This window comes from Alkalihalobacterium elongatum (genome assembly GCF_019024285.1).
GTDB classification, from domain to species: domain Bacteria; phylum Bacillota; class Bacilli; order Bacillales; family Bacillaceae_F; genus Alkalihalobacterium; species Alkalihalobacterium elongatum.
Map to the genome: position 1 here is coordinate 712078 of NZ_WMKZ01000001.1, position 25694 is coordinate 737771.

At 37.3% G+C, this 25694-nt stretch carries 29 protein-coding genes; 1 reads left to right on the top strand and 28 read right to left on the bottom strand.

Annotated elements, in window-relative coordinates; translation table 11 throughout:
- Nucleotides 1-47: 47 nt before the first annotated feature.
- From sucD to smc, 19 genes are all read right to left on the bottom strand, one after another.
- Nucleotides 48-956, bottom strand: coding sequence for a succinate--CoA ligase subunit alpha (gene sucD, locus GKP30_RS03610; RefSeq protein ID WP_216828000.1), 909 nt, complete (start codon nucleotides 954-956; stop codon nucleotides 48-50).
- A gap of 18 nt (nucleotides 957-974) precedes the next feature.
- Complete coding sequence (gene sucC, locus GKP30_RS03615; RefSeq protein WP_216828001.1) at nucleotides 975-2135, bottom strand: ADP-forming succinate--CoA ligase subunit beta; 1161 nt, start codon at nucleotides 2133-2135, stop codon at nucleotides 975-977.
- A 172-nt stretch (nucleotides 2136-2307) separates the two neighbouring features.
- Entirely contained in the window at nucleotides 2308-2607 is a 300-nt protein-coding gene (locus GKP30_RS03620; protein ID WP_216828002.1) for a DUF3905 domain-containing protein, read from the bottom strand.
- A complete protein-coding gene (locus tag GKP30_RS03625) occupies nucleotides 2607-2792 on the bottom strand; it encodes a small, acid-soluble spore protein, alpha/beta type (protein WP_216828003.1) in 186 nt (61 codons plus the stop codon). Before GKP30_RS03625 ends, GKP30_RS03620 begins: the two co-directional genes overlap by 1 nt.
- Before the next feature lie 101 nt (nucleotides 2793-2893).
- Nucleotides 2894-3193 (bottom strand): EscU/YscU/HrcU family type III secretion system export apparatus switch protein, encoded by a 300-nt coding sequence (locus GKP30_RS03630; RefSeq protein ID WP_216828004.1) that lies wholly within the window; start codon nucleotides 3191-3193, stop codon nucleotides 2894-2896.
- Nucleotides 3190-4938, bottom strand: a complete 1749-nt coding sequence (locus tag GKP30_RS03635; protein ID WP_216828005.1) for a hypothetical protein — start codon at nucleotides 4936-4938, stop codon at nucleotides 3190-3192. The genes GKP30_RS03630 and GKP30_RS03635 overlap by 4 nt, the downstream gene beginning before the upstream one ends.
- Nucleotides 4939-4961: 23 nt before the next feature.
- On the bottom strand, nucleotides 4962-5741 hold the full coding sequence (locus tag GKP30_RS03640; protein WP_216828006.1) for a ribonuclease HII: 780 nt from the start codon (nucleotides 5739-5741) through the stop codon (nucleotides 4962-4964).
- Nucleotides 5742-5891: 150 nt separating this feature from the next.
- The gene (gene ylqF / locus GKP30_RS03645; RefSeq protein ID WP_216828007.1) at nucleotides 5892-6746 is read right to left on the bottom strand and encodes a ribosome biogenesis GTPase YlqF; all 855 of its coding nucleotides are present in this window, start codon (nucleotides 6744-6746) and stop codon (nucleotides 5892-5894) included.
- 8 nt (nucleotides 6747-6754) lie between these two features.
- Nucleotides 6755-7306 (bottom strand): signal peptidase I, encoded by a 552-nt coding sequence (gene lepB / locus GKP30_RS03650; RefSeq protein ID WP_216828008.1) that lies wholly within the window; start codon nucleotides 7304-7306, stop codon nucleotides 6755-6757.
- A gap of 125 nt (nucleotides 7307-7431) precedes the next feature.
- Nucleotides 7432-7776 carry a 50S ribosomal protein L19 gene (gene rplS, locus GKP30_RS03655; protein WP_216828009.1) on the bottom strand — a complete coding sequence of 115 codons (345 nt, stop codon included), beginning with the start codon at nucleotides 7774-7776 and terminating at the stop codon, nucleotides 7432-7434.
- Nucleotides 7777-7938: 162 nt separating this feature from the next.
- A complete protein-coding gene (gene trmD, locus GKP30_RS03660; RefSeq protein ID WP_216828010.1) occupies nucleotides 7939-8619 on the bottom strand; it encodes a tRNA (guanosine(37)-N1)-methyltransferase TrmD in 681 nt (226 codons plus the stop codon).
- Complete coding sequence (gene rimM / locus GKP30_RS03665; protein ID WP_216828011.1) at nucleotides 8620-9138, bottom strand: ribosome maturation factor RimM; 519 nt, start codon at nucleotides 9136-9138, stop codon at nucleotides 8620-8622.
- An 8-nt stretch (nucleotides 9139-9146) separates the two neighbouring features.
- Complete coding sequence (locus tag GKP30_RS03670) at nucleotides 9147-9545, bottom strand: YlqD family protein (RefSeq protein ID WP_216828012.1); 399 nt, start codon at nucleotides 9543-9545, stop codon at nucleotides 9147-9149.
- A gap of 79 nt (nucleotides 9546-9624) precedes the next feature.
- The gene (locus GKP30_RS03675) at nucleotides 9625-9867 is read right to left on the bottom strand and encodes a KH domain-containing protein (protein ID WP_216828097.1); all 243 of its coding nucleotides are present in this window, start codon (nucleotides 9865-9867) and stop codon (nucleotides 9625-9627) included.
- A 70-nt stretch (nucleotides 9868-9937) separates the two neighbouring features.
- Nucleotides 9938-10210 carry a 30S ribosomal protein S16 gene (rpsP, locus tag GKP30_RS03680; protein WP_216828013.1) on the bottom strand — a complete coding sequence of 91 codons (273 nt, stop codon included), beginning with the start codon at nucleotides 10208-10210 and terminating at the stop codon, nucleotides 9938-9940.
- Nucleotides 10211-10299: 89 nt separating this feature from the next.
- Nucleotides 10300-11646 (bottom strand): signal recognition particle protein, encoded by a 1347-nt coding sequence (gene ffh / locus GKP30_RS03685; RefSeq protein WP_216828014.1) that lies wholly within the window; start codon nucleotides 11644-11646, stop codon nucleotides 10300-10302.
- 13 nt (nucleotides 11647-11659) lie between these two features.
- Nucleotides 11660-11992, bottom strand: a complete 333-nt coding sequence (locus GKP30_RS03690) for a putative DNA-binding protein (RefSeq protein WP_216828015.1) — start codon at nucleotides 11990-11992, stop codon at nucleotides 11660-11662.
- 107 nt (nucleotides 11993-12099) lie between these two features.
- A complete protein-coding gene (gene ftsY / locus GKP30_RS03695; protein ID WP_216828016.1) occupies nucleotides 12100-13104 on the bottom strand; it encodes a signal recognition particle-docking protein FtsY in 1005 nt (334 codons plus the stop codon).
- A gap of 12 nt (nucleotides 13105-13116) precedes the next feature.
- On the bottom strand, nucleotides 13117-16683 hold the full coding sequence (smc, locus tag GKP30_RS03700) for a chromosome segregation protein SMC (protein WP_216828017.1): 3567 nt from the start codon (nucleotides 16681-16683) through the stop codon (nucleotides 13117-13119).
- Between the two features lie 404 nt (nucleotides 16684-17087).
- Between smc and GKP30_RS03705 the strand changes: the two genes are divergently transcribed.
- Nucleotides 17088-17309, top strand: a complete 222-nt coding sequence (locus tag GKP30_RS03705) for a DUF1128 domain-containing protein (protein WP_216828018.1) — start codon at nucleotides 17088-17090, stop codon at nucleotides 17307-17309.
- Nucleotides 17310-17353: 44 nt separating this feature from the next.
- Here the strand turns inward: GKP30_RS03705 and GKP30_RS03710 are convergent, their stop codons facing one another.
- The 9 genes from GKP30_RS03710 to sdaAA form a co-directional block, all read right to left on the bottom strand.
- Complete coding sequence (locus GKP30_RS03710; RefSeq protein ID WP_216828019.1) at nucleotides 17354-17764, bottom strand: cytochrome-c oxidase; 411 nt, start codon at nucleotides 17762-17764, stop codon at nucleotides 17354-17356.
- Nucleotides 17765-18001: 237 nt separating this feature from the next.
- The gene (gene rnc, locus GKP30_RS03715) at nucleotides 18002-18790 is read right to left on the bottom strand and encodes a ribonuclease III (protein ID WP_216828020.1); all 789 of its coding nucleotides are present in this window, start codon (nucleotides 18788-18790) and stop codon (nucleotides 18002-18004) included.
- A 156-nt stretch (nucleotides 18791-18946) separates the two neighbouring features.
- Nucleotides 18947-19180 carry an acyl carrier protein gene (gene acpP / locus GKP30_RS03720; protein ID WP_216828021.1) on the bottom strand — a complete coding sequence of 78 codons (234 nt, stop codon included), beginning with the start codon at nucleotides 19178-19180 and terminating at the stop codon, nucleotides 18947-18949.
- 120 nt (nucleotides 19181-19300) lie between these two features.
- Nucleotides 19301-20044, bottom strand: a complete 744-nt coding sequence (gene fabG / locus GKP30_RS03725; protein ID WP_216828022.1) for a 3-oxoacyl-[acyl-carrier-protein] reductase — start codon at nucleotides 20042-20044, stop codon at nucleotides 19301-19303.
- A gap of 3 nt (nucleotides 20045-20047) precedes the next feature.
- The gene (gene fabD / locus GKP30_RS03730; RefSeq protein ID WP_216828023.1) at nucleotides 20048-20989 is read right to left on the bottom strand and encodes an ACP S-malonyltransferase; all 942 of its coding nucleotides are present in this window, start codon (nucleotides 20987-20989) and stop codon (nucleotides 20048-20050) included.
- Between the two features lie 13 nt (nucleotides 20990-21002).
- The gene (plsX, locus tag GKP30_RS03735) at nucleotides 21003-22001 is read right to left on the bottom strand and encodes a phosphate acyltransferase PlsX (protein WP_216828024.1); all 999 of its coding nucleotides are present in this window, start codon (nucleotides 21999-22001) and stop codon (nucleotides 21003-21005) included.
- Nucleotides 22002-22137: 136 nt separating this feature from the next.
- A complete protein-coding gene (gene fapR / locus GKP30_RS03740; protein WP_216828025.1) occupies nucleotides 22138-22695 on the bottom strand; it encodes a transcription factor FapR in 558 nt (185 codons plus the stop codon).
- A gap of 72 nt (nucleotides 22696-22767) precedes the next feature.
- Entirely contained in the window at nucleotides 22768-24810 is a 2043-nt protein-coding gene (gene recG, locus GKP30_RS03745; RefSeq protein ID WP_216828026.1) for an ATP-dependent DNA helicase RecG, read from the bottom strand.
- The gene (sdaAA, locus tag GKP30_RS03750; protein ID WP_216828027.1) at nucleotides 24807-25694 is read right to left on the bottom strand and encodes an L-serine ammonia-lyase, iron-sulfur-dependent, subunit alpha; all 888 of its coding nucleotides are present in this window, start codon (nucleotides 25692-25694) and stop codon (nucleotides 24807-24809) included. Before sdaAA ends, recG begins: the two co-directional genes overlap by 4 nt.

Genomic DNA, 25694 nt, shown 5'->3' on the forward strand with positions numbered 1-25694 from the left:
CAGAAAAGAGGCTGACTATTAACAAAAAATGTCAGCCTCTTATTTTATTAGTTTTTATGAGTAATACACTTTTCAAGAAGACCTTGTTCTTTAAGAACAGAGATTAAAGTTTCACCCATAACAGATGGAGTCTCAGCTACTTTAATTCCGCAGCTTTCCATTGTTTTAATCTTCTCAGCAGCAGTACCTTTACCACCAGAGATAATTGCACCAGCATGGCCCATACGTTTTCCTGGAGGAGCTGTTTGTCCACCAATGAAACCAACTACAGGTTTTGTCATGTTAGCTTTAACCCACTCTGCAGCTTCTTCTTCTGCAGTACCACCAATTTCACCAATCATGATAACTGCATAAGTGTCTGGGTCTTCGTTAAATAAGTTTAATACATCGATAAAGTCCGTTCCGTTTACAGGGTCTCCACCGATACCAACAGCTGTAGATTGACCAATTCCGTTAGTTGAAAGTTGGTGAACAGCTTCATACGTTAATGTACCAGAACGAGAAACTACACCTACATGACCTTTGTTATGAATGTAACCTGGCATAATACCAATCTTACACTCTTCTGGAGTAATAACACCAGGGCAGTTTGGTCCAACTAGACGAGTTTTCTTACCTTCCATGTAACGTTTAACATTAATCATATCGTTTACAGGAATACCTTCAGTGATACAAATTGCTAAATCAAGCTCTGCATCAACAGCTTCCATGATTGCATCTGCAGCAAATGCAGGTGGTACATAAATAACTGTTGCGTTAGCACCTGTTGCTTTAACTGCTTGTTCCACTGTATCAAATACAGGAACACCTTCGATTTCAGTTCCACCTTTACCTGGTGTAACTCCACCTACAATGTTTGTACCATATTCAATCGCTTGTTGCGTATGGAATAATCCAGTAGCACCAGTAATCCCTTGTACAATAACTTTTGTATCTTTATTAATAAGGATACTCATTCTCCACGTCCCGCCTTTCTATTTCACTAGAGATACGATTTTTTGTGCACCATCAGCCATAGAGTCAGCTGAAGTGATGTTTAAACCAGACTCTTCAAGAATTTTCTTACCTTTTTCTACGTTTGTTCCTTCAAGACGTACAACAAGTGGTAGTTCTAAACCTACTTGTTTTGTAGCTTCTACTACACCTTGTGCAATGATGTCACACTTCATAATTCCACCGAAGATGTTAACGAATATCCCTTTAACATTTTGGTCTGAAAGGATGATCTTAAATGCTTCAGTAACTTTTTCAGCAGTAGCACCGCCCCCAACATCAAGGAAGTTAGCAGGGTCTCCATTATAGTGCTTAATGATATCCATCGTTGCCATAGCAAGTCCAGCACCATTAACCATACAACCAATATTACCATCTAACGCGATGTAGCTAAGGTCATATTTAGAAGCTTCGATCTCCTTAACATCTTCTTCGTCTAAGTCACGATATTCTAAAATATCCTTCTGACGATATAATGCATTTGAGTCAAAGTTTAATTTCGCATCAAGTGCCATTACTTTACCGTCTCCAGTAGTAACAAGCGGGTTGATTTCTGCGATAGAGCAATCTTTATCAGCGAATACTTGATATAAGCCCATCATAAATTTAACAGCTTGATTTACTAACTGTTTAGGTATATTGATATTAAATGCTAATCTACGAGCTTGGAATCCTTGTAAGCCTACAGCAGGATCAATATACTCTTTAAAGATTTTTTCTGGAGTTGCTTCTGCAACTTCTTCAATCTCAGTTCCGCCTTCTTCAGAAGCCATCATAACGATGCGTGAAGTTGCACGGTCTAATACAAGACCAACATAGTATTCTTTCTGAATATCGCAACCTTCTTCGATAAGTAAGCGCTTTACTTCTTTACCTTCGGGACCAGTTTGGTGAGTAACTAAAACTTTCCCTAAAATTTCTTGAGCGTATGTACGAACCTCATCAAGATTTTTAGCAACCTTGACACCGCCAGCTTTACCACGGCCACCAGCATGGATTTGTGCTTTAACAACACAAACGCTAGAACCTAATTCTTTTGCAGCTTCTACTGCTTCTTCTACAGAAAAAGCCACTTTTCCATTTGGTACTGCCACTCCGTACTTACGAAGAAGCTCTTTACCTTGATACTCGTGGATATTCATTCTCTCTCCATCCTCCTATCAATTGTATCCATATTAGATGACATAGACTAACTAGTCTGTCCAATAGAGATATTTCGTGATGAATTGTCAAATTCCTTTTTTATTTTAACACTTTTTAAAATTTTTTGGAGGGATAATCCCTCCAAAATTTAATAAAATAGACATATTTTCTTCAATTTTCACTGTTATTCGTGTCTTTTCCTGTTTTTTTCTCACTTTTTGGTCTTGTACCAGTTAATCCATCATTTCCATATGTTACATTGATTGATGGGTGCATGAACATAGCCCCAGGTGGATACATTTTTTCTTCAACTACTTCACATTCTGAAGGATCTGCAAACCCCTTGTTTTCGATAGGAGCATTTTCTTCTTGAACCCAATGATCACCAGACATTTGGGCAGGATCAACATTTTCATCCCAGTGATCTAACGGTGTTTTCGGGTTAGGGTTAAACTCTCTATCCTTACCCATTATTCACATTCCTCCGTGTTATTGTTTTTATTTGTTTCATCCATAATTTTTCTAGTCATACTTCGACTAACTGCATCCATCTCTTGAACACTGCGGTGAATACCAAACTCCATCGCAATTTCTTCCCGGTAATGCTGAAGCATTTGCTCACATTCTGGAACGACTAATAAATTCTTTTTTGTCATCGTTTCACTCCTTTCATTATCTTCACATAGTATGTCCAACGTCGATAAAACAATGAATAAAGTATGATTAGATAATTTGGTATTGGAGCTTTTTTGACAAACTAAAGAATTTTATGTTTAACATTAGTATCTTGAACGTTTTTATCTATTCTATAAATAAATGCAAACACTTCTGCAACTACTTCATAAAGTTCAGAAGGTATGGTTTCATTAATTTCAAGTTGACTTAGCAACTCCACTAAAGACGGATCCTGTTGTATCGGGATATGATGCTCTTTTGCCCGGGCAATAATTTTTTCTGCAACAAGCCCCTTTCCTTTAGCTTTAACTTGAGGAGCAACGTCTGATGTTTCACTATATGACAATGCAATGGCGGAATGTGCCTTTTTTTCGTTCATCATATTCTCATATCAACTCCTTCATATCCATTCCTCTGTGTATAAGCTTTCTGCGCTGTAAACTGTTGTTCTTTAAATCGTACCCACTTTACATTCGAAAGTGTAAAACCTAAGCCACTGAGTTTCTTTTTCAATAGTGGTTGAAGAGCTGTTACTATCAAATTTGGACGTTCATGTTCATTAAGAACCTGCACTGATATTATTCTATTTTGTATTTGAACATCCACAATCGTTTCTTTTAGTTGCTCTAGATTAAGATAAAAAAGAATTCGACAATGGTCAGAGTCAATTTTTCCTTCCTCGTCCCTCTTCCCTTCCCACTGGACTGACAGATCTGTTTGCCATTCTCCTAATTGGAGTGGAATTTGCAAAGTGGTGTGCTGTAAAGGCCCCTGTTGTTCTTGAGCTATCAACTGCTGTCCGGTAATTCGATTGAGCAATAGATCTACTTTATCTTTGATACTCTGCGATAACTCCATTTGTTTAAGCTGCAATAATACCCTTTTTAATCGGTCTTCTTGACTGTTTTCATTTATTATTTGTGCTTGCAATAGTTGTCCTATTTCCCTTTCCTGTAGATAACCTAGCCCAGTTATAATCCGAAGCATTTGATTAGTCAGCGTTGAACGATCAGAAGTTCGTTCATTTAGTACAGATTGATTCCATAAATTTGTAAGTGCCACCCTTTCTTGTGATGACAAATCCTGCGATGCTAGTTGTAAGTTAAAAAAAATGTTCTCTGTTTTTCGAATATGCGTATTATTAAACATAAATAACTGTAACATTAACTGAAGTTGTTGTTGTTGTTCGACCTTTGTGAAAGGTTGTCCTAAACGTGGAAAAAGTAATTGGAAGAGTGTTTTTCCATCTACCGTATTTATCGGAATGTCTTTTGGTAATACAGATGGCCATAATTTGTTTATAGTATGTTGATTAGCAAGATCTCCCAATTGTCCTTTAAATGTACTAAATAATTGATTTGTATTACCGTTTGCATCTATTATTCCTAGTCTGTGTAATAGTTGTGTTGCCCCTTCATTCACATCTCTTGTAACTACATTTGAGGAAGCTAAATGAAGCAATTGAATGAATGGGTGTTTACCTTCAGGCAACTGTGTTTCCTTAATAACAGCCTGAATCCGATTTATATGTACATGTAATGATGGATATTCTTTTTCAATTTTTTGAAGTTCAACAAGAAGATCATTTAAATGATGTAGCAGTGGGCGTTGCGATCGACTAATTTCCCTAATCGCTTGAAAACTATCTTGAGTTAGCGGGAAATTTTTTTGAAGTAATATTGATAAGACCTTTAGCCCTTCTTCATTAATTAAGCCAATTTGTTGCAGGAGTTGGGCACCATTTTGAAATATTTCTTTTGTAAAAGGAATTTGTTGTGTTGCGAAATGGCGTATTAATAAGTCATTCACCCTATTAGATTGAATCCCTAGTTGGTGAAGAATTTGAACTTGTGACTGCTGGCCACCCTGACGTAAAGCGTTATGATCTAAAATCTTAAGCTGTGGGATACCATCTGCACGAACGACTTCTAGCCAATATTTCTGACCTGCGGAGAGTGGTGCCTCGAGTTTTGCAGTTACGGTCCTATTTCCCAATTGAAGTGATGCTATATTATTAGGGAAAAATTTAATAATTCTCCCTTGAAATAATTGACCTTTGAAAAGGTGTAATTTTTGAAGTTTTTTATTTTCAATTTTTTGGGAAATTTGTATAATTTCACTAAACAAATGGTACACCTTCCCTGAACTTATTATTTTGCGATAGTCTCTTTGACTGGACTAAAACTCTTTCGGTGTTCACCATCAATAATCCCGTATGTTTCTATCGCTAGCAAATGTTCTTTCGTTCCATATCCCATGTGACGCTCAAATCCAAAATTAGGATGTTTTCTTCCTAGGTTTTCCATATACCTGTCTCGGGTAACCTTTGCTATTACAGAACTTGCAGCTATGGATACACTAGTCGCATCACCTTTTATGATAGATGTTTGCGGTATAGGTATTGGAAGTTTCATAGCGTCTATTAATAGATGTTCTGGCTTTAGCGTTAAGCCTTCTATTGCTTCAGTCATCCCTATTTTTGTAGCTTCATAAATATTAATTTCATCAATAACTTTCACTGAAGTTATACTGGTATTTACTGCAATTGCCTCGTGAAAGATAACATCATAAAAAGCTTCTCTCTTTTCTTTTGATAGTTTCTTAGAATCCGTTAGTCCTGGCAAATAAAAATCCTTTGGTAATATGACAGCAGAACAAACAACAGGACCTGCTAACGGCCCACGCCCTACCTCATCTACACCTGCAATTAACTCTAACCCTTTATCTCGGATGTTAGTTTCATATGAACTCATATCGTTAAACATCTGACGTAACTGTGCTTCTTTTTGTAGTCGTCTCTCATATTTCTCAACTATTTTTTTTACACCTATTCGGTTATCTTTCTTAATAGTCAAAAATAGTTCTTCAGATAACTCTGTTTCACCTTGTAATAGTAGCTGTTCTATTTGTTTAATCGTTAATTGACTCATAATATGTACCCTCTCCACATCTTACACTTATTATATCGGATTATAACACTTATTCTTTACTATAGACTGTGTCAAAAGAACATTGTTAAAATCTGTAAACAACTAAAAAAAGCAGTGGTCATAAAAGGAAGACCAACTGCACTGTGAAACTTATAGATACTCACCAGGTGTCTCTAATGTAATTCTACCTATCTTTCCTGAACGCAATTCACGGAGGATAACTTCTGCAGTTTTATCATAATCAATATATCCCCCACTTTGTAAGAAGCCTCGCTTTTTACCAATTTCATCAAAAAGCTGAAGCCCTTCTGTAGGAATTTCATCTAGTTTAAAGCGCTCTTTGACTTGTCCTTCATAGCGGTCTTTTAAATAATTAAGTACAAATAATGCTACATCCTGAAAATCAAGTAACTCATCTTTTATTGCTCCTGTTGCCGCTAAACGAAAACCAATTGCTTGGTCTTCAAATTTAGGCCATAGAATTCCTGGTGTATCCAATAACTCCATTTCATTACCAACTTTAATCCACTGTTGCTGTTTTGTAACACCAGGACGATCCCCAGTCTTCGCAATCTTCTTTACAGCTAAACGGTTAATTAAAGTACTTTTGCCGACATTAGGTATACCTAAGATCATTGCTCGAATGGCTCTCGGTTTCATCCCACGAGCTTTCATCTTTTCTAACAGAGGTGTGGCAAGCTCCTTACAACTTGGACTAATTGCAGAAACTCCTCTACCAGATTGACTATCAATCGATAAAACTTTAACATCTTGTTTCGTAAAATAATTTTTCCATTCATCAGTCACTCTCGGATCAGCCAAGTCAGCTTTATTTAATAACACTAATCTTGGTTTATGAGCAACAATCTCATCAATCATTGGGTTTCTTGATGACATCGGAACACGTGCATCAAGCAGCTCGATGACGACATCAATTAGCTTCAGCTTTTCCGTTACTTCTCGACGCGCTTTTGCCATATGACCTGGAAACCACTGTATCGTCACGTTAACACCTACTTTGCTATTCGAATATCTGTAAATGGCCAAAAAACAAAATTAGCCTTTCCTACCACTTCATCATATGGGATATAGCCGATATCACGGCTGTCTAAACTTCTTCGTCGATTATCACCCATTACGAATAAATACCCTTCAGGAACAACGACTGAATTAGTCACTTCATCTAAAGAAAAATCGTATGTTAGTGGAGCGCCATGGAGATCTTCTTTTAACTCGTCTAAATAAGGCTCTTCATAAACTTCTCCATTAATATATAGTGTATCATTACTGAACTCAATCGTATCCCCTGGTAAACCAATCACACGTTTTATGTAATCACTTTCTTCATTTGCATGGAAAACAATAATATCAAATCGATCAGGTTCTCCAATGGTATACCCAATTTTGTTAACAATCATACGGTCGCTATGATGTAATGTAGGAACCATCGATTCACCTTCAACTACGATCGGTGCAAACAAAAAATAACGAATAAGAACTGCTAAAAGTAAAGCAATAAGAACTGCTTTTATCCACTCGTACGTTTCGCTTCTTCCGAAATTCATAAATCATCCTCCACAATATAAAATTATCTATTATGAGGAATTGAGATCTTCCCTATTTTAGATCATATCACAACTATTGTAAAAAAAGGAGCTTGATAATCAAGCCCCTTTCTTTTTTCATACAATTATCGAATTTCTTTAATACGCGCTGCTTTACCACGTAGTGCACGTAGGTAATATAGTTTGGCACGACGTACCTTACCGCGACGCTTCACTTCAATCGTATCGATTTTCGGTGAATGTAATGGGAATGTACGCTCAACACCTACGCCATAAGAAATTTTACGTACAGTAAAAGTTTCGCTGACACTTGTTCCACGACGCTTGATTACTACACCTTCAAACACCTGAATACGCTCACGGTTACCCTCAACAACTTTAACGTGTACACGTAAAGTGTCTCCAGGACGAAACGCTGGAAGATCAGTGCGTAGTTGTTCTTTTGCGATCTCACGGATAATATTGCTCATCCTATTCCCCTCCTTCCATCCAAGATGCTCATAACAGTCTTTCTCCTGCAGCGGAACATCGTAATCACGGGCCTTAGCCACAACGAATATAATAACATATTTCTTTCTTGAGAACAAGGTAATAGAGAAAGTTATCCTCTAATATCTTGTAAAATTAATAACCTAGTCATTTAATAAGTCTGGACGTCGTTTTTTTGTTCGTTCTATCGATTGTTCATGACGCCACTTTTTAATGTTTTCATGATGGCCCGATAATAACACATCAGGCACTTTCATGCCACGAAAATCTGCTGGTCTAGTGTAATGTGGGTGCTCAAGTAATCCAGTTGAGAATGAATCAGTTACAGCACTTGTCTCATTTCCTAGTACACCAGGCAACAATCTAGTTACACTATCAGCAATAACCATCGCACCGAGCTCCCCGCCTGTTAAAACATAATCTCCTATAGAAATCTCATCAGTAACAAGGTGCTCGCGAATACGTTCGTCAAAGCCTTCATAATGCCCGCACACTAAAATTAAATGCTCTTCTTTTGCAAGTTGCTCTGCTTTTTTCTGGGTATAGCGTTCTCCTTGGGGACATAGTAAAACGACCCTAGGCTTTGAGTTCTGGTCTTTTACTAACTCATCGACCGCATCAAAGACTGGTTGGGGCATTAATACCATTCCCGCTCCTCCACCGTATGGATAATCATCCACTTTTCTATGTTTGTTTTGTGCGTAATTCCGAAAGTCAACTACATTATAAGAAACATGTCCTTTTTCCGCTGCATGTTTCAAAATTGATGAACCGAAAACACCCGAAAACATCTCTGGAAATAGCGTCAGGATATCAATCTTCACTTAAATTAACCCCTCGAGTAGCTCAATCGTTACTTTCTTTTCAACCACGTTAACTTCTTTTACAACCTCATCAATATATGGTATCAGAATATCTTTACCACCCGTTTTGGGCTGGATCACCCATACATCATTGGCCCCAGGAGAAAGAACTTCTATTATTTTACCGAGCTCAAGTCCATCTTTCGTAAAGACATGACAACCGATTATTTCATGATAATAAAATTCACCCTCATTTAACTCACCTAATGCATCTTCAGATACTTTTAAGGTAGCACCTTTAAATTTCTCAACTTGACTTATATTCGTATAACCTTCAAATGTTAACAGGTCAAAGTTTTTATGTTTACGATGGGTTTCCACAACAACAGCTATCATTTCCTTCAGGTCAGGATGTTCAATAAAGAGTTCAGATCCATTAGCATAACGTTCTTCCTCGAAATCTGTTGTAGAGATAACACGGACCTCCCCACGAATTCCATGGGTATTTACTATTTTTCCTACTTTAAACCATTTTTTCATTGTTATTTTCATCCTTTTCTTATTTCATGAACGATGCCGTCCTTAATAATAATTTCTGCTTCTGAAAAAATATCATCCCAATTATCGCCGATCTTTACTTCACAAATTGATTCAACTGTACCATCACGTAATTCCGTTCCAATTTCTAATTTATTTAGCTGGTGTACCTTAAAATCAATTCCCCGAAGCTTTTCTTCACGTTGTTGTATTTCTTTTTGAAAATTATTACGCAAACTATGATTTTGTTCATGGTTAGTATGTTGTTTTATTTTTTTATGTAATTGAAACTTAAGCTGTTCTAATTCTTTTACGACTTGTTCTTTTTCAAATTGTAGTTCGTTTAACAGTTGATCTTTTCTTTTTTCCGTTAATACTTGCTTAATGGCAACTGTTTTTATTACTTTCATAGTTCACCTCATCTAACATTGTTCTATATTCTTCTATTTTATAGAAGCTTATACAAAAATAAAAGGGCGAGGTTTCCCTCTACCCTTTTACTTCGTCAACAATATCAATACGGACACGCTTATTTGTATTCGTAGCAGCCGCATGAACGACAGAGCGAATAGCTTTGGCTATGCGCCCTTGCTTTCCAATGACTTTGCCCATATCGTCAGGGTGAACTGACAATGCAAGGTGAACGGATTGGTTGTCAGTCGTTTCTGTGACATGAACTCTTTCGGGATGGTCAACAAGAGCTTTTGCAATATGTTCAACTAACTCTTTCATTGCATTCCCTTTCGTTTCTTCAGACATAATAAGGTTGTTCAAGCTTTTGAACACATATTATAAATGCTGATTACTTGCTGTTTTTTTCGTTGTGTAGCTTTTCCATTAAACCAGCTTTAGAGAAAAGGTTACGAACTGTGTCAGATGGCTTAGCACCTTTTAACATCCAGTCTAAAGCTTTCTCTTCTTTAATTTCTACTTTTGCTGGTTGAGTTAACGGATTGTAAGTACCGATTTCCTCAATGAAACGTCCATCACGCGGTGCGCGAGAATCTGCTACTACTACACGATAAAATGGGGCTTTCTTAGAACCCATACGTTTTAAACGAATTTTAACTGCCATTCGTTGTACACCTCCAAATAATTTCACACAATAATTTATATTATAGTAATTTTCACTAGCTTGCAACTAGGAAAAAATGAAAAACGTTTTTAGAACGGAAATTTAAAAGGCATTTTCCCTTTCTTTTTCCCTTTACCCATATTTGTCATTTGCTTCATCATCTTCTTCATGTCTTCAAATTGCTTTAATAGTCGGTTGACATCCTGAATAGAAGTCCCACTTCCTTTGGCAATTCTCCTGCGACGACTAGCATTAATAACACTAGGGTCTTGCTTTTCTTGCTTTGTCATTGAACGGACAATCGCTTCTACACGACCAATTTGTTTATCATCGACTTGTAGATTTTTCATGCCCTTTACTTTATTCATTCCTGGCATCATGCCTAGAAGTTCATCTAGCGGCCCCATGCTTTTAACTTGGTCCAACTGCTCAAGAAAGTCGTCAAACGTAAAGTCCATCGTTCTCATCTTTCTTTCAAGCTCACGTGCTTTTTCTTCATCAACATTGGCCTGTGCTTTCTCAATTAGAGTTAACACATCACCCATGCCAAGTATTCTTGAAGCCATTCGTTCAGGATGGAACGGCTCTAGTTGATCAACTTTTTCACCCATACCCGCAAATTTAATTGGAGTATTTGTTACTGACTTAACAGATAAAGCTGCACCACCACGAGTATCTCCATCAAGCTTTGTTAAAACAACACCTGTAATGTCTAACTGCTCGTTAAAGCTTTCAGCAACGTTTACTGCATCTTGACCTGTCATTGCATCTACAACGAGAAGAATTTCATCAGGCTTAGCAATTTCTTTTACCTGCTTTAATTCATCCATCAATTCTTCATCAATATGAAGTCGACCTGCAGTATCGATAATAACATAATCATTATGTTCTTCTTTTGCTTTTTTAATAGCTTCTTCAGCAATTTGAACTGGGCTAACTTGATCACCAAGTGAAAACACTGGCATATTAAGTTGTTTCCCTAGAGTTTCCAGCTGTTTAATCGCTGCTGGACGATAAATATCGGCAGCTACGAGCATTGGTGTACGATTATGTTTCTTTCGTAAGTGATTTGCTAATTTCGCAGTTGTTGTCGTTTTACCTGCCCCTTGTAGTCCAACCATCATAACAACTGTTGGTGGCTTGTTGGCAACTGCGATCTTACTTTGCTCTCCCCCCATTAAAGCCGTTAATTCTTCGTTAACCACTTTAATAACTTGTTGGCCAGGGGTTAAGCTTTTTAGAACTTCTTGTCCGATTGCACGTTCTTTTACACGTGCAATAAATTCTTTTACGACTTTAAAGTTAACGTCCGCTTCTAACAATGCGAGTCGGACTTCTCGCATCATTTCTTTAACATCAGCTTCAGATACTTTTCCTTTACCACGGATTTTCTGCATCGTACTTTGCAGTCGTTCCGCTAAACCTTCAAATGCCATTGGCCGTCGCCTCCTACTCTAGTTTTTCAAGAGCTTCGATGACGCTCATGATCTCTTCAGGAGTCGCTTCTGGTTTTAAGATTGCCGATTTTAACTTTGCAATATAGTTGGAACGCTGCTCAAATTTTTCGAGTAGCGATAGTTTTGCTTCATATTCCTCTAGCATTGCCTCCGTCCGTTTAATGTTATCATAGACGGCTTGACGGCTAATCTCAAATTCTTCGGCAATTTCACCTAGGGAGAAGTCATCTAAGTAATAGAGTTCCATATATTGTCGCTGCTTAGATGTAAGTAAGGACTGATAAAAGTCAAATAAATAATTCATCCTTAATGTTTTATCGAGCAAACGGACCATCCCCTTGTTAAGTGAATTCCCTTTACAAGAGATCATACTACACGAAAAGAAAATGAGTGTCAAGTTTTTTTCTTGAATGACTTAAATCTTGCTATAACTTATAAATTTTCCGCTTCTTCCTCAAGCTTTTCCTCTAAGACATCTTTGAAAAGCCCGTAAACAAACTGCTCAGCATTAAATGGTTGTAGATCATCCATTTTTTCACCTAATCCAACATACTTCACAGGAATATCTAATTCATGACGGATCGCTAGTACAATTCCACCTTTTGCTGTTCCATCAAGCTTTGTAAGAACAATTCCACTTACATCCGTCGTCTCACTGAATTGTTTGGCCTGACTCATTGCATTTTGCCCTGTTGTAGCATCTAGGACGAGAAGGACTTCGTGGGGAGCATTCGGTACTTCCCGTTCAATCACACGCTTTACTTTTTCTAATTCTTTCATAAGATTGACTTTATTTTGTAGTCGTCCAGCCGTATCGCAAAGTAAAATATCTGCATTCCTTGATTTCGCAGCTTGTACAGCATCAAACATTACTGCTGCTGGATCACTTCCTGCCTGTTGCTTTATAACATCGACCCCAACCCGTTCGCCCCACACTTCGAGTTGTTCAATAGCGCCTGCACGGAATGTGTCACCTGCGGCTAACAGTACAGATTTTCCTTGTTCCTTGAACATATGAGCCATTTTACCAATTGTCGTCGTTTTCCCTACTCCGTTTACCCCAACGAATAAAATAACTGTCATTGCACCCTCTTGAATATTAAGTGACACATCTTCTTCATCTTTTTGTAGAAGTTCTGCTAACTTTTCTGAGATGACGGGTTGAATTTCAGAAGTATCTTTAATATTCCGAAGGCGAACTTCGTCTTTTAAATCATCGATTAATTCCATAACAGTTGCGACACCAACGTCTGAACTAATGAGTAACTCTTCTAGTTCTTCAAAGAAATCTTCATCTACTTTACGATAACGTGCAACCAGTTCATTCATCTTACCAACGAATGAATCGCGTGTTTTTTCTAAGCCAGTTTTAAACTTCTCTGTTACCGATTCTGTTTGACCTGTAATCTTTTCCTTTAACTTCTTAAAAAAACTCATGTTAATTCCTCCTTAGCTTTCAACTAATTCTTTTGTATCTTCTAATTTTACGGACACGAGTCTAGACACACCTGACTCTTGCATCGTTACACCATAGAGAACATCAGCTTCTTCCATCGTTCCTTTTCGATGAGTAATAACGATAAATTGGGTTTGTCCACTAAATGCTTTTAAGTATGAAGCAAAACGGTTGACATTTGCTTCATCTAGAGCAGCCTCGACTTCATCTAATACACAGAAAGGTACAGGTCTAACTTTCAGAATAGAAAATAATAATGCAATCGCTGTTAGAGCTCTTTCACCGCCAGACAATAACGCTAGGTTTTGGAGTTTCTTCCCAGGTGGTCTCGCCATAATTTCTACTCCTGTAGTTAGTAGTTGATCTGGATTGGTAAACACCAAGTCTGCATGTCCACCACCAAATAACTGTTTAAACACAACTTTGAAATGAGCGCTAATTTGATCAAATGTTTCTTTGAAGCGTTTGGTCATTTCTTCATCCATTTCCATAATAACATTAAATAGGTTTTCTTTTGCCATCACTAAATCTTCTTTTTGTTCATGAAGGAATTGATGACGTTCACTTACACGATCATATTCTTCAATTGCCCCTAAGTTTACAGTTCCAAGCTCTTCGATTGCAAGCTTTATTAGCTTTACTTTCGTCTTTGCTTCTTCTACTGGGAACAACAATGGATGTTCGTCTTTAGCAGCCTCATAACTGAGCTCATATTCTTCACGGAGATGCGATAAGAGGTTATCTAACCGAACATCATAGCGATTCGTTAAAACCTCACATTGATGGAGTTCATCAAGTAATAATTTCAAGTGGCTTTTCTCTATTTTTAAAGTCGCTTCTAAATCGTCTAGTTTTCGTTGTTTTTCAGTTCGTTCATGACGTAGTTTACTAATAATAGAAATTGTACCGTCTTTTTTCTTTCGACTTTCCTCAATCCTAATTTCTAGATGATCCTCACCATTCGAACTGTCACTCATTTCATTTTCAAGTAACCAATACTGTTCTTCATTTTCTTTTAATACAAAAGTTACTTCTTCAACCTCATTTATTAAACGGTCTACTTTATCACGCTGATTTGCAAGCCGTTCTTCCTCTTTGGCCATATTGACCTTTAAGTCTGTTAGTTCATCTTGCATCGTTTCCTTGGAAGTTTTCTGTAGCTTTTGTTTAGCTTCAATTTCTTTCACTTGGCTTTCTAGAAGAGCTGTTGTTGCGGTCGACTGCTGAAATTCAATAGATAATGCCTCTAGTCGCCGCTCTGCAGTTTCTTCATCTTTGGTCAACATCTCTTGCTCCCGATCGAATAAAGCTAATCTATCATTGACACTTTTTTCTTCTAATTCTACTTCACGTAGAAGGTTTCTTGCCTCACGTTCTAATTCACGAGCTACCTCCCCAACTTCTCTTTGCTGTTGCAAGTTTGCTTCATTTTGCTGCAACTGTTGTTTAAGCTCTTTTACATACGTTTCGAGCTTGGTTGTTTTTTCTTCCATACCATTTAGCTTTTCCGACAGATCTTCTAATTCACGTTGACGGCCCAGTAACGGTGTAGACTTTTGCTTAATAGCACCACCAGTCATCGAACCTCCAGGATTAACTACATCACCATCTAGAGTTACAATACGGTAGCTATAGCCAATTTTTCTTGCTAAGTCGTTAGCACCTTCTAAATTATTCGCGATAATAACATGCCCTAAAAGATTACCGATTACTTGATCATAACGCTGATCATATCTTATTAATTGTGAAGCCATTCCAACAAACGATTTATGATTGTTAATTTGATGAACGACGTCCGTTCGGATGCCACGTCCTTTAATGACAGGTAACGGTAAAAAGGTCGCTCTTCCAAAACCATTCTTTTTCAAAAAGTTAATTGCTTGTCTTGCTGCACCTTCCGTTTCAACAACGACATGTTGCGTTGCTCCGCCTAAAGCGATCTCAATCGCTGTTTCATACTGCTTGGGAACATTAATTAACTCTGCTATTGCGCCTACAATTCCCTTTAGATTTTTACCTCTAGCTTTTAAAATTTCTTTAACACCTTGAAAAAAGCCAGAAAAGTCAGCTTGCATTTCTTCAATAACATCTTTTCTTGACTTCACTTGTTGAATTAACCTAAATGCTTCATATAGTTGTGCTTGTCGCTTGTCATATTCTTTATTTAGTTTTTCAATTTTCGTCTCTGATGCTCTAAATTGATCAACTTTTTCATGAAGCTCTTTTTGTCGACTATTAACAAGCTGTTCATATTCTTTCTTCCTGTCTAGTACTTGTTTTCGTAACTGTAAAAGTTGCTCATTATCATCAATTAATATTTTTTTCTTTGTCTTCGTGCTAGCAACCTGCTCTTCTAAGTAACGAATTTCATTGCGGATCGACGCTTGCTCATTAACTATTTCTATGTAATCAGATTTTAAACGATCAAGCTCACCTTCAAGATCCTCTTGGGCTAGCGCAAGTCTTTCTTGTCGTTCTAGTAACTCTGATGTCTTTGTTTGAAATTCTCTTTCTAATCTCCTAAGGAGCTCGTTTTCATTAGCTAAGTTCTTTTCTAAAAGCTGTTTTCTCTCCTTAATGTCATTGATTGTTTTTATAAGTTGATCCCGGTTATAGTGAAAATTCTTTTTTCTTTCTTTTATGACTTCTTTTTGTCCTTCACTTTTTTCTAGTGCCTCACTGGCTTGAAGGAGCTCGTCTTGAAGCTCATTTAAGGTTGTGTCAAGCTTACGCAACTCTAATTGCAACCGTTCACTAGTACCCTCTTTCTCCTTAATCTTATGAGAAAGCTCATCACGACGATGTTCTAACATTCGTAAATGTTCCTGGGCATTGGTCCATTTTTCATGAAGGTCGGTTATTTCATAGACCATTAATGCAACTTCTACTTCTTTTAATTCATGCTTCTTTTCCAAATAATCTTTTGCAATTGAAGATTGAATACGTAGCGGCTCTATCTGACCTTCTAACTCATGTAAAATGTCTTCGACACGGTTTAAGTTTTCTTGTGTTTCCCAGAGCTTTTTTTCCGCCTTCTGCTTACGATTTTTATATTTTAAGACGCCAGCTGCCTCTTCAAAAATCACACGGCGATCTTCTGCCTTACTACTTAGGATTTCTTCCACTTTTCCTTGTCCGATAATTGAAAAGGCTTCTTTACCAAGACCAGAATCCATAAATAAATCTACGATATCTTTTAACCTGCACGTCTGCTTATTTAGTTGATACTCACTTTCACCTGAACGATACACCCTTCTAGTCACACTAACTTCTGTATAATCTATCGCTAAATGCTGATCTTGATTATCAAGAACTAACGTAATTTCAGCAAAATTTAATGGCTTTCGCGTATCACTACCTGCAAAGATAATATCCTCCATCTTTGAACCACGTAACGATTTAGCCGATTGTTCACCAAGTACCCAACGGATTCCATCAGATATATTACTTTTTCCACTTCCATTTGGGCCGACAACTGCTGTAACACCAGAGTCAAATTCGACTGTCATCCTATCAGCAAATGACTTAAAACCCATGACCTCGAAACGCTTGAGGAACATGTTCCTTCCCCCTCAATTAATTAAACTTAGCTGCCCCTATAACTTCAGGCTAGCCATAGTTTTTCTTATACTAGTAAGTAATACGATAATCAAAACAATATACCCTTTGATTATCAATAGATTGGTTAATACATTCTAGTATAAAAAAATAACAACTTTCCTATTTTATCATACCACTATTGGATGTTGTTCAAAAAGTCTATGAAAAATATCTTGAAAGCACATCTAGATCCAACTTTAATGTGCCCCAATGAATGTTTTAGGATAGTTTCGTAAACTATGTTGCTGTTGGGCTGAATTATTTCAAAGCAACAATCTTTGATAAACGATTTATGTTATAAGACAAATGTGTTTTTCTATGATATGATTACGGCAACAATACCGTATAAGGAAGGGGTTCTAGTATGGACTTGTCTGTATGCAACCGGGAAAATATTGAGTTTATGTTAGAGGAAATTAAAAAGAAATTACAAATTGTAAATGCAGGAGCATTAAAAGCTAAAAGTTTTGAAACAGATAAATACGAGGAGTTAAAGGATATATACGATTTAGTTCAACGTCAAAAAAACTTTAGTGTAAGTGAGTTAGATGCTATTGTTTCCGAATTAGGAAAATTACGTAAATAGTTTACTACTAAGAAAAGGGGATGACACTCGTCATCCTCTTTTCTTTATCCAGTTTTGCTCTCTTGATTATCTGACCTGTTAGTTGGCTGTACATTTTTTATAATGTTAATAGCGAACAAAATAACACCTAAAGTGACCAGTATCCCACCGACTCCTATGAAAGGACCAAAAGATTGGTTACCAGTACTAACAAGCATGAATAAACTCACCATCATAATTGGTAAACCTAGGTTGTGTAACCAAAAATGGGTAATGCCTAATTTACTTTCCCCAGCTTTTGGAAATATCACATACAAAATTCCTGCTAAAGTCATTGCTGTCCAACCTAATAAATTCACATGGGCATGAGTACCAGTAAATTGGAATTGATAAGTCATTGACATATATAATCCCAATAAAACTCCAATAACAAAATATAATACCGAGATCTTTATAAACCAAATACCTATTTTCATAATAATCCCTCCTTTTGAATTAATTGTATTTTCCTAAGAAAATAAATATAACAATATTTTTTACAATTCAAAGTCATATTTTTGTGAGAAAAGTCATGTTCGCATATGACTTTTCTCACAAAAATTACCGTGCTATAAAAAAGATGAGTCCAAAATCTACACTCAACATTCAAAGATCGATTTGTAACAAATTATCGAGAACAATAAAAAGAGCTGAACTACAGTTCAGCCCCATAATTATAATTGTTCACTTAATTTTAGTAATGCTTGCTGGGCAGCATGTTGCTCGGCTTCTTTTTTTGAACGTCCTACTCCCACTCCGAGGATTTGTTCATTTAATAATACTTCTGACACAAATTCACGACTATGCGCTGGTCCTCTTTCCTGAACAATTTCGTAATGAATTTGACCGATGTTATCTCGTTGGACAAATTCTTGCAATTGACTCTTGAAATCCATCATATGCGAAAAAGCACCGTCATTAATTTTAGGATAGATCGTTTTATCTAGAAAAAAGTATACAGCTTCAAGTCCTTGATCTAAGTAAAGTGATCCAATAAAAGATTCGAAAACATCAGCAAGCAGCGCAGGTCGTTGTCTACCACCTGTCATTTCTTCTCCCTTCCCTAACAATACTAATTCCCCAAATGATAATTCATTTGCTAGATTTGCTAAAGAAGCTTCGCAGACAATGGCAGCACGCAGCTTGGTCATATCTCCTTCACTCATCGTCTCAAACTTTTTATATAAATATTGTGAAACTGCTAACTCTAATACCGCATCTCCTAAAAATTCAAGTCTTTCATTATCTTGACTCGAGTTAATTCGATGCTCATTCACATAGGATGAATGAGTGAAAGCTTGTATAAGTAACTTATGGTTTTTAAATTCTATATCAATACTTTTAAGCAATAAGTCAAACTTTTCTTTTTGTTTTAATGATAAAGTTAGCCTTCTTGGTGGTCTTTTTCGATCTCCATGGTTATTAGAATATCTTTTCCGATAATGTCTTGAAGAATTTGGCATGTCTTACCTCCAAACTGCCTATGCTATGATGAAAAGTAAGAGGCTGACTCACAGGTGCTGACTCCCTAGCTTATGTATACTATACAGTTTAAGGTGCCCGACACAACTTATGAGTTAGCCTCTTCATATAGGTTCACTACAAACCTTTACTATAAACTACTGTTGGCTTTGAATGTAGCTTACAACATCCTGAACAGTAGAAATTTTTTCAGCATCTTCATCAGAAATCTCAAGGTCAAACTCGTCCTCTAATTCCATAACAAGCTCAACAACATCTAATGAATCTGCACCAAGATCGTCTTTGAATGAAGATTCAGGCTTTACCTCTGACTCTTCTACTCCAAGACGGTCAACGATAATTTTAGTAATACGATCTAAAGTCTCTGCCATCTTCCGTTCACCTCCTCTCAAAACTTAAACTATTTTGCTTTATGTACAAAACAACATCGTATCTATTTTGCATGATAGGATTGATAAAAGCAAATCCTTTCTCTAAAAATAGGAGATTTGTTATGGCATGTACATTCCGCCATCTACATGCAGTGTTTGACCTGTCATATAACTACTATCCTCTGATGCTAAAAAGCGAACAACTCGCGCTATTTCTTGTGGCTGTCCAAGTTTAGATAAAGGAATTTGGCTTAGCATACCTTCTTTAATATCCTCCGTTAAATTATCTGTCATATCCGTCTCAATGAAACCAGGTGCAACAGCATTAACAGTAATATTACGATTTGCTAATTCGCGCGCTAACGACTTCGTTAAACCAATGACACCAGCTTTTGCTGCAACATAATTGGCTTGACCCGCATTACCTAACACACCAACAACAGATGAGATATTTATAATACGGCCTGACCGTTGCTTCATCATTTGACGAGTAACAGCTTTAGCACAGTGGAAAACGCCTTTTAAATTCGTATTAAGAACAGCATCCCAATCTTCATCCTTCATTCTCATAACAAGAGTATCACGGGTAATTCCTGCATTATTTACTAAAATATCTAGGGAGCCGTATGTAGAAATGACTTCTTTTACCATACTTTGAACTGCTTCACTATCAGCCACATCTGCTTGGATTGCAATCGCTTCACCGCCATTATTGACAATCTCATTTACGACTGCTTCAGCCTTATCTTTACTACCTGCATAGTTTACAGCTACCTTGGCACCGTTTTGTGCTAATTCTAGAGCAATTGCTTTTCCTATCCCTCTAGAAGCACCTGTTACAAGTGCTACTTTTCCATTAAGCATAGCCTATTCTCCTTTCATTTTTGCTACCATTGCATGAATGGACTCTATGTCACTTATTGCAAAAACATTTACTCTTCGCTGTACTTTACGTACTAAACCACTTAAAACATTTCCAGCTCCAATTTCCACAAATGTATCTACACCGAGATCAATTAATCTACGCACAGTATCTTCCCACAGTACAGGTGAGTATACTTGTTCTATTAGTTTATTTTTAATGTCAGGAGCTTCCGTCACAACATCGGCTGTTACATTTGCAATTACAGGAACTTTTGCTTCCGTGATTGAGATACCATCTAGTACAGTAGCCAACTTTTCAGCTGCAGGCTTCATTAAGGAAGAATGAAAAGGACCACTAACTTGTAATGGTATAGTACGCTTAGCCCCTTTTTCTTTTGCTAGTTCCGAAGCTTTTCGTACGCCTTCTGCTGTACCACTAATAACTATTTGACCAGGACAATTTAAGTTAGCTAGTTGAACAGAGTCCCCATTTTTTGAAACTTCTTCAGTCACTTCTTCTAAAACAGTTCTTTCCATACCAAGTATAGCAGCCATCGCTCCTTCCCCAGCAGGAACTGCCTCTTCCATAAACAATCCGCGCTGTCTAACTGCGCGAACAGCATCTTCAAACGTTAAACTTTGCGCACACACAAGAGCACTATACTCTCCTAGGCTGTGACCCGCAACGTAATCAGGAGTGATATTATACTCTTTTAAAGCTTCAAGTACTGCAACACTCATCGTAAGTAGAGCTGGCTGCGTATTTTCAGTACGCTTAAGTTGGTCTTCAGGGCCATTTAACATTATATCGGATAATGCGTATCCTAACTGCTCATCAGCCGTAGCAAAGACTTTCTCGATGTCTGGTTTACTTTCAATAAGAGATTGTCCCATCCCTACAAATTGTGATCCTTGTCCTGGAAAGATAAACGCTATTTTCCCCATCTTTTTTTCTCCTTTACTCTGATTGACGATTGTACTTAGCGACTTCATTTTTTATTGTTGTTACAACTTGCTGTTCTACCATTTCTCTAGCTTGAACAATCGTATGATAAAATGCCACCTGATCCGATGACCCATGAGACTTAATAACAGGGGCTTTTAAACCAAATAATGCAGCCCCTCCATATTCTGAATAATCCATCGTCTTCTTTATTTTTAGAAATCTCGGTTTTAATAATCCCGCTACTAGTTTATTGAAAACATTACTAGTAAGTTCTCTTTTTAAAATCGTAAATAAAGAAGCTGCTGCTCCTTCAGTCGCTTTCAGTACGATATTTCCAGTAAACCCATCACAGACAACGACATCAACAGCACCATTTAATAAATCTCTAGCTTCAACATTACCTACAAAATTAAGTTCTAAATCTTTTAATAATGGAAAAGTTAATTTTGTTAGTTCATTTCCCTTACCATCTTCGGTTCCAACATTTAGTAAGCCAACTCTTGGTCGATTTACTTTACGAACCATCTGCATATAAATACTACCCATAATTGCATATTGATTTAAGTGCTCTGGCTTAGCATCCATATTAGCACCAACATCAAGAATTAAGAAACCTTCCCCTGTAACTGTTGGCAACATTGGTGCTAATGCTGGTCGATCAATTCCGTTAATTCTACCTACATAAAGAAGACCAGCCGCCATTAATGCCCCTGTGTTCCCAGCAGATATACACGCATCAGCTCGTCCTTCTTTTACTTCTTTTACTGCTAAGACCATAGATGCATCCCTTTTACGTCGTACTGCTGTAGCAGGTGAATCATCATCTTCAATTTTTTCTTCAGTATGTAAAATCGTAATACGATCACTGGGCTGAATATGTTTTATGATTTCTGTTTCATTTCCTACTAGTGTAATAGATAGGTCAGGAAATTCTTTTAGAGCTTTTACGGCTGCATCTATAGATGCTTTAGGTGCCTTATCCCCGCCCATAGCATCAATTGCGAGTTTCATGTTAGCAACCCTCATTTCTTAATCGGTCCATACTAGTTTATATATCGATTGCCTCATTTCCTGCTTTTTATAACAAAAAGGCCAGCTAAACCTTTTGACAAATCCACCTAAAAAATGTCAATAATCGATACTACTCTCAGGATTGTTTTGACCTAAACATAACAAATTCTCCAGAGAAGACTTGCTCTTGGTCAACAAAACTATTAACTTCTACAATCGTTCTGTCTTTTTCATGCTTAATGACTTTTGCTTTTGCAATTACTCGTTCACCAACCTTCACTTGACGAGTAAACCTAATGGTTGCCTTGGCTGTTAAAGCAAGTTCATCATTTATTATTGCAACAGCTAAAGAATTCGCCTGAGCAAATAAATGATGCCCACGAGCTATTTTTGTTCTTGAAAAAACTTGTTCATTTCCAATTTGTAATATTGATATCGCACTTTCATCAAGTTGAAGATCAATCACTTCACCAATAACTTCTTCAATCGGTAATGCTTTCACTTCATCTAGTTGTTGTTTTGCAACATCTTTAATTCTTTCTCTTAACTCTGGTATCGATAATTCCATTCGGTCTAATCTAACAGTTTGAACGCTAACTAAAAATGTCTTCGCTAGTTCCTCATCTGTTACAAAAGGATTTTTTTTGATAGTTTCCTGTAACAGCTTTTGGCGTTCTTTCTTAGATTTTTTCATGTACGCCACCATCCAAAATATATGACTAGGTACTAATAGTAGTATATAATTGCAGCTACTAAATAGCAATAGTTAATCTAATTTTTCACCACTTAGTAAACCTTGCTCCTCTAGAAAATAAACTAGAGGTTTAAATTCATCACCTTTCCAAAATTCCGAGGAGTTTACAAATTCAACAGCATCTTGTCTAGCTACTTCTAACGCCCTATAATCGTGGACAACATCGGCTATCTTGAAGTTTGGTAGTCCACTTTGTTTTTGACCAAAGAAATCACCTGGTCCACGAAGTTCGAGGTCTCGTTCTGAAAGGGTAAATCCATCATTCGTTTCTGTCATGATCCTCATCCGCTCTTTTCCTACATCTGATTTTGGATCTGCAAGTAATATACAATAAGATTGATGTTCCCCACGTCCGACACGCCCTCTAAGTTGGTGTAGTTGAGCTAAACCAAACCTTTCCGCGTCGTATATAAGCATAATTGTTGCATTTGGAACATTTACACCTACTTCGACAACTGTTGTTGATACGAGAATTTGTGATCTATTCTTACTAAACTCCTCCATTACTTCGTCTTTCTCGGAAGAATGTAATCTCCCGTGCATTAACCCTACTTTGTATTCTTTAAAATGTGCTTGTAATATCGCATGAACATCGATTGCATTTTGGACATCCAGCTTCTCTGATTCTTCTATTAGCGGACAGATTACATAGGCTTGGTGTCCTTTTTTTAATTCTTTTTCAATAAAGTGTAATACTCTTTCTAACATGTCATGCTTAACCCAGTAAGTTTCAATTGTCTTCCTACCTGCTGGCATTTCATCAATAATTGAAACATCCATATCACCAAATACTGAAATAGCTAACGTGCGTGGAATTGGTGTGGCTGTCATAAACAACACATCTGGATTTTCTCCTTTATCACGAAGAATACGACGTTGCTCAACACCAAATCGATGCTGTTCATCTGTAATAACTAAACCCAGTTTTTGAAAATGAACATCTTCTTGTATTAGCGCATGCGTACCAATAATGACATGTGTTTCACCTGCTTTGATTTTCTCTAACTGTTCTCGACGTTTTTTCCCTTTCACAGAACCTGATAACAACGCAACCTCGATCCCTAAAGGAGAAAGTAACTCTGTTATAGAATTTACATGTTGCTCTGCAAGGATTTCTGTTGGTACCATTAAGGCTGCTTGGTAGCCAGCATCGACAGTAGCATACATAGCGATTGCAGCTACAACAGTTTTACCCGAACCAACATCGCCCTGTAATAATCGGTTCATCCGGTAATCTGAACTTAAATCCTTCATAATTTCGTCAACGACTCTTTGTTGTGCACTTGTTAACGGAAATGGTAAAGAATGTATGAACTGATCAACTTTTTCGGTAGTAACTGGCATGGGTAATCCTTTTGTTTGTTCACGTTTAAATTTTCGAAACGCTTGCATCTTTAATTGGAAAAGGAGAAATTCCTCGTACACCATTCGTCTACGAGCTTGTTTAACAAGTTCAGTCGATTGAGGGTAATGAAGCCTAAGAACAGCTTCTTTTTTTGGAAGTAGTTTATATTTCTCGAGAATAAAAGGCGGGAGTACATCCTTTATTTCATTTCCATACTCCTTTAAACCTTGATAAATGATTTTTTTTAACGTTCCCATTTTTAAACTTCCACCGACTGAATAAACGGGTGCAAGTTCATTTTGTCTAGAGGCTTCACCGACTTTAAATTCACTTACGGTTAGTGTAAGGCGGTGACGGTCCCATTTTCCTGTCAGGGTAATTGTGTTACCAATTTGTAATTGCTTTTTTACAAAACCTTGGTTAAAAAAAACAGCAGTAATAAGTACATTTTCGATAAGAACTCTAACTGATAACCTTGTTTTTTTCTTTCCAAAGTAACGAACAGACGGTTCACTATGAATGACTCCTTCAAGTGTAATTCGTTCGTCGTGGTTAACTTCATGAATTTCTCTAATACGATAGTCCTCATAACGAAATGGGTAGTATTCAAGTAAATCGCCAATCGTGTATATACCTAAGTTCCCCAACTGTTTTGCAGTTTCCTCGCCCACTCCCTTAATATTGGTTACAGGTTGTGCTATTTCGTTCATTTTTTATCTAGTGGTATCCCAAATATTTTTGCTTCTAACTCTCGGCCAGTTGGGGTAGCCGCTAATCCACCTTGTGCTGTTTCACGTAAAGCAATTGGCATTGTCTGCCCAATTTTGTACATAGCATCTATAACCTCATCACATGGGATACGGCTCGTAATACCCGCTAATGCCATATCGGCAGCTGTGATCGCGATTGCAGCCCCCATGGCATTCCTTTTAATACATGGTACTTCCACTAAGCCTGCTACAGGATCACAAACAAGTCCAAGCATATTTTTTAAGGCAATCGCCATTGCCACAGCTGATTGACTAGGTGGTCCTCCAGCTAATTCAACAATAGCAGCTGCTGCCATACCTGTTGCTGAACCTACCTCTGCTTGACATCCTCCTGCTGCTCCAGAAATGGAAGCATTATTAGCTACAACAAATCCAAATGCTCCTGCAGTAAAAAGAAACCGGACTTTTTGTTCTTTAGTAGGGTTGAGTTTATTTTGGAGTCCAAAAAGTGTCCCAGGCACAACACCAGCAGAACCTGCAGTTGGGGTTGCACAAATCGTTCCCATTGCTGCATTTACTTCATTTGTAGCTATAGCCTTACTAACAGCATCAAGCAGAATATCTCCAGTAAGGGACTTTCCAGATTTAATATACTCTTGAAGTAATACCGCGTCTCCACCTGTTAAACCTGACACCGATTTGATCTTTTCTTTAATTCCGCGATTAACCGCCTCTTCCATAATATCGAGGTTTTTTTCCATTATTGAAAAGACCATTTCTCGACTTTTTTCTGTGACTTCCATCTCTTGTTGTATCATTACTTCAGAAATGGGGATTTGTTTTGAGTCCGCTAATTCAATTAATTCCGCAACATTACGAAACAT

What these genes read in the sequence shown, in the direction of transcription:
- GKP30_RS03620 (WP_216828002.1), bottom strand. Translation starts at nt 2,607, where the DNA reads ATGGGTAAGGATAGAGAGTTTAACCCTAACCCGAAAACACCGTTAGAT.
- acpP (WP_216828021.1), bottom strand. Translation starts at nt 19,180, where the DNA reads ATGGCAGAGACTTTAGATCGTATTACTAAAATTATCGTTGACCGTCTT.
- plsX (WP_216828024.1), bottom strand. Translation starts at nt 22,001, where the DNA reads ATGAAACTCGCAATTGATGCTATGGGCGGGGATAAGGCACCTAAAGCA.
- sdaAA (WP_216828027.1), bottom strand. Translation starts at nt 25,694, where the DNA reads ATGTTTCGTAATGTTGCGGAATTAATTGAATTAGCGGACTCAAAACAA.
- GKP30_RS03670 (WP_216828012.1), bottom strand. Translation starts at nt 9,545, where the DNA reads ATGAAAGTAATAAAAACAGTTGCCATTAAGCAAGTATTAACGGAAAAA.
- rpsP (WP_216828013.1), bottom strand. Translation starts at nt 10,210, where the DNA reads ATGGCAGTTAAAATTCGTTTAAAACGTATGGGTTCTAAGAAAGCCCCA.
- rnc (WP_216828020.1), bottom strand. Translation starts at nt 18,790, where the DNA reads ATGCCAAATTCTTCAAGACATTATCGGAAAAGATATTCTAATAACCAT.
- GKP30_RS03630 (WP_216828004.1), bottom strand. Translation starts at nt 3,193, where the DNA reads ATGATGAACGAAAAAAAGGCACATTCCGCCATTGCATTGTCATATAGT.
- GKP30_RS03625 (WP_216828003.1), bottom strand. Translation starts at nt 2,792, where the DNA reads ATGACAAAAAAGAATTTATTAGTCGTTCCAGAATGTGAGCAAATGCTT.
- sucC (WP_216828001.1), bottom strand. Translation starts at nt 2,135, where the DNA reads ATGAATATCCACGAGTATCAAGGTAAAGAGCTTCTTCGTAAGTACGGA.
- GKP30_RS03705 (WP_216828018.1), top strand. Translation starts at nt 17,088, where the DNA reads ATGGACTTGTCTGTATGCAACCGGGAAAATATTGAGTTTATGTTAGAG.
- fabD (WP_216828023.1), bottom strand. Translation starts at nt 20,989, where the DNA reads ATGGGGAAAATAGCGTTTATCTTTCCAGGACAAGGATCACAATTTGTA.
- sucD (WP_216828000.1), bottom strand. Translation starts at nt 956, where the DNA reads ATGAGTATCCTTATTAATAAAGATACAAAAGTTATTGTACAAGGGATT.
- smc (WP_216828017.1), bottom strand. Translation starts at nt 16,683, where the DNA reads ATGTTCCTCAAGCGTTTCGAGGTCATGGGTTTTAAGTCATTTGCTGAT.
- recG (WP_216828026.1), bottom strand. Translation starts at nt 24,810, where the DNA reads ATGAACGAAATAGCACAACCTGTAACCAATATTAAGGGAGTGGGCGAG.
- rimM (WP_216828011.1), bottom strand. Translation starts at nt 9,138, where the DNA reads ATGAAAAAATGGTTTAAAGTAGGAAAAATAGTAAATACCCATGGAATT.
- rplS (WP_216828009.1), bottom strand. Translation starts at nt 7,776, where the DNA reads ATGAGCAATATTATCCGTGAGATCGCAAAAGAACAACTACGCACTGAT.
- GKP30_RS03675 (WP_216828097.1), bottom strand. Translation starts at nt 9,867, where the DNA reads ATGAAAGAGTTAGTTGAACATATTGCAAAAGCTCTTGTTGACCATCCC.
- ftsY (WP_216828016.1), bottom strand. Translation starts at nt 13,104, where the DNA reads ATGAGTTTTTTTAAGAAGTTAAAGGAAAAGATTACAGGTCAAACAGAA.
- GKP30_RS03640 (WP_216828006.1), bottom strand. Translation starts at nt 5,741, where the DNA reads ATGAGTCAATTAACGATTAAACAAATAGAACAGCTACTATTACAAGGT.
- fapR (WP_216828025.1), bottom strand. Translation starts at nt 22,695, where the DNA reads ATGAAAAAATCTAAGAAAGAACGCCAAAAGCTGTTACAGGAAACTATC.
- GKP30_RS03710 (WP_216828019.1), bottom strand. Translation starts at nt 17,764, where the DNA reads ATGAAAATAGGTATTTGGTTTATAAAGATCTCGGTATTATATTTTGTT.
- ffh (WP_216828014.1), bottom strand. Translation starts at nt 11,646, where the DNA reads ATGGCATTTGAAGGTTTAGCGGAACGACTGCAAAGTACGATGCAGAAA.
- fabG (WP_216828022.1), bottom strand. Translation starts at nt 20,044, where the DNA reads ATGCTTAATGGAAAAGTAGCACTTGTAACAGGTGCTTCTAGAGGGATA.
- lepB (WP_216828008.1), bottom strand. Translation starts at nt 7,306, where the DNA reads ATGAATTTCGGAAGAAGCGAAACGTACGAGTGGATAAAAGCAGTTCTT.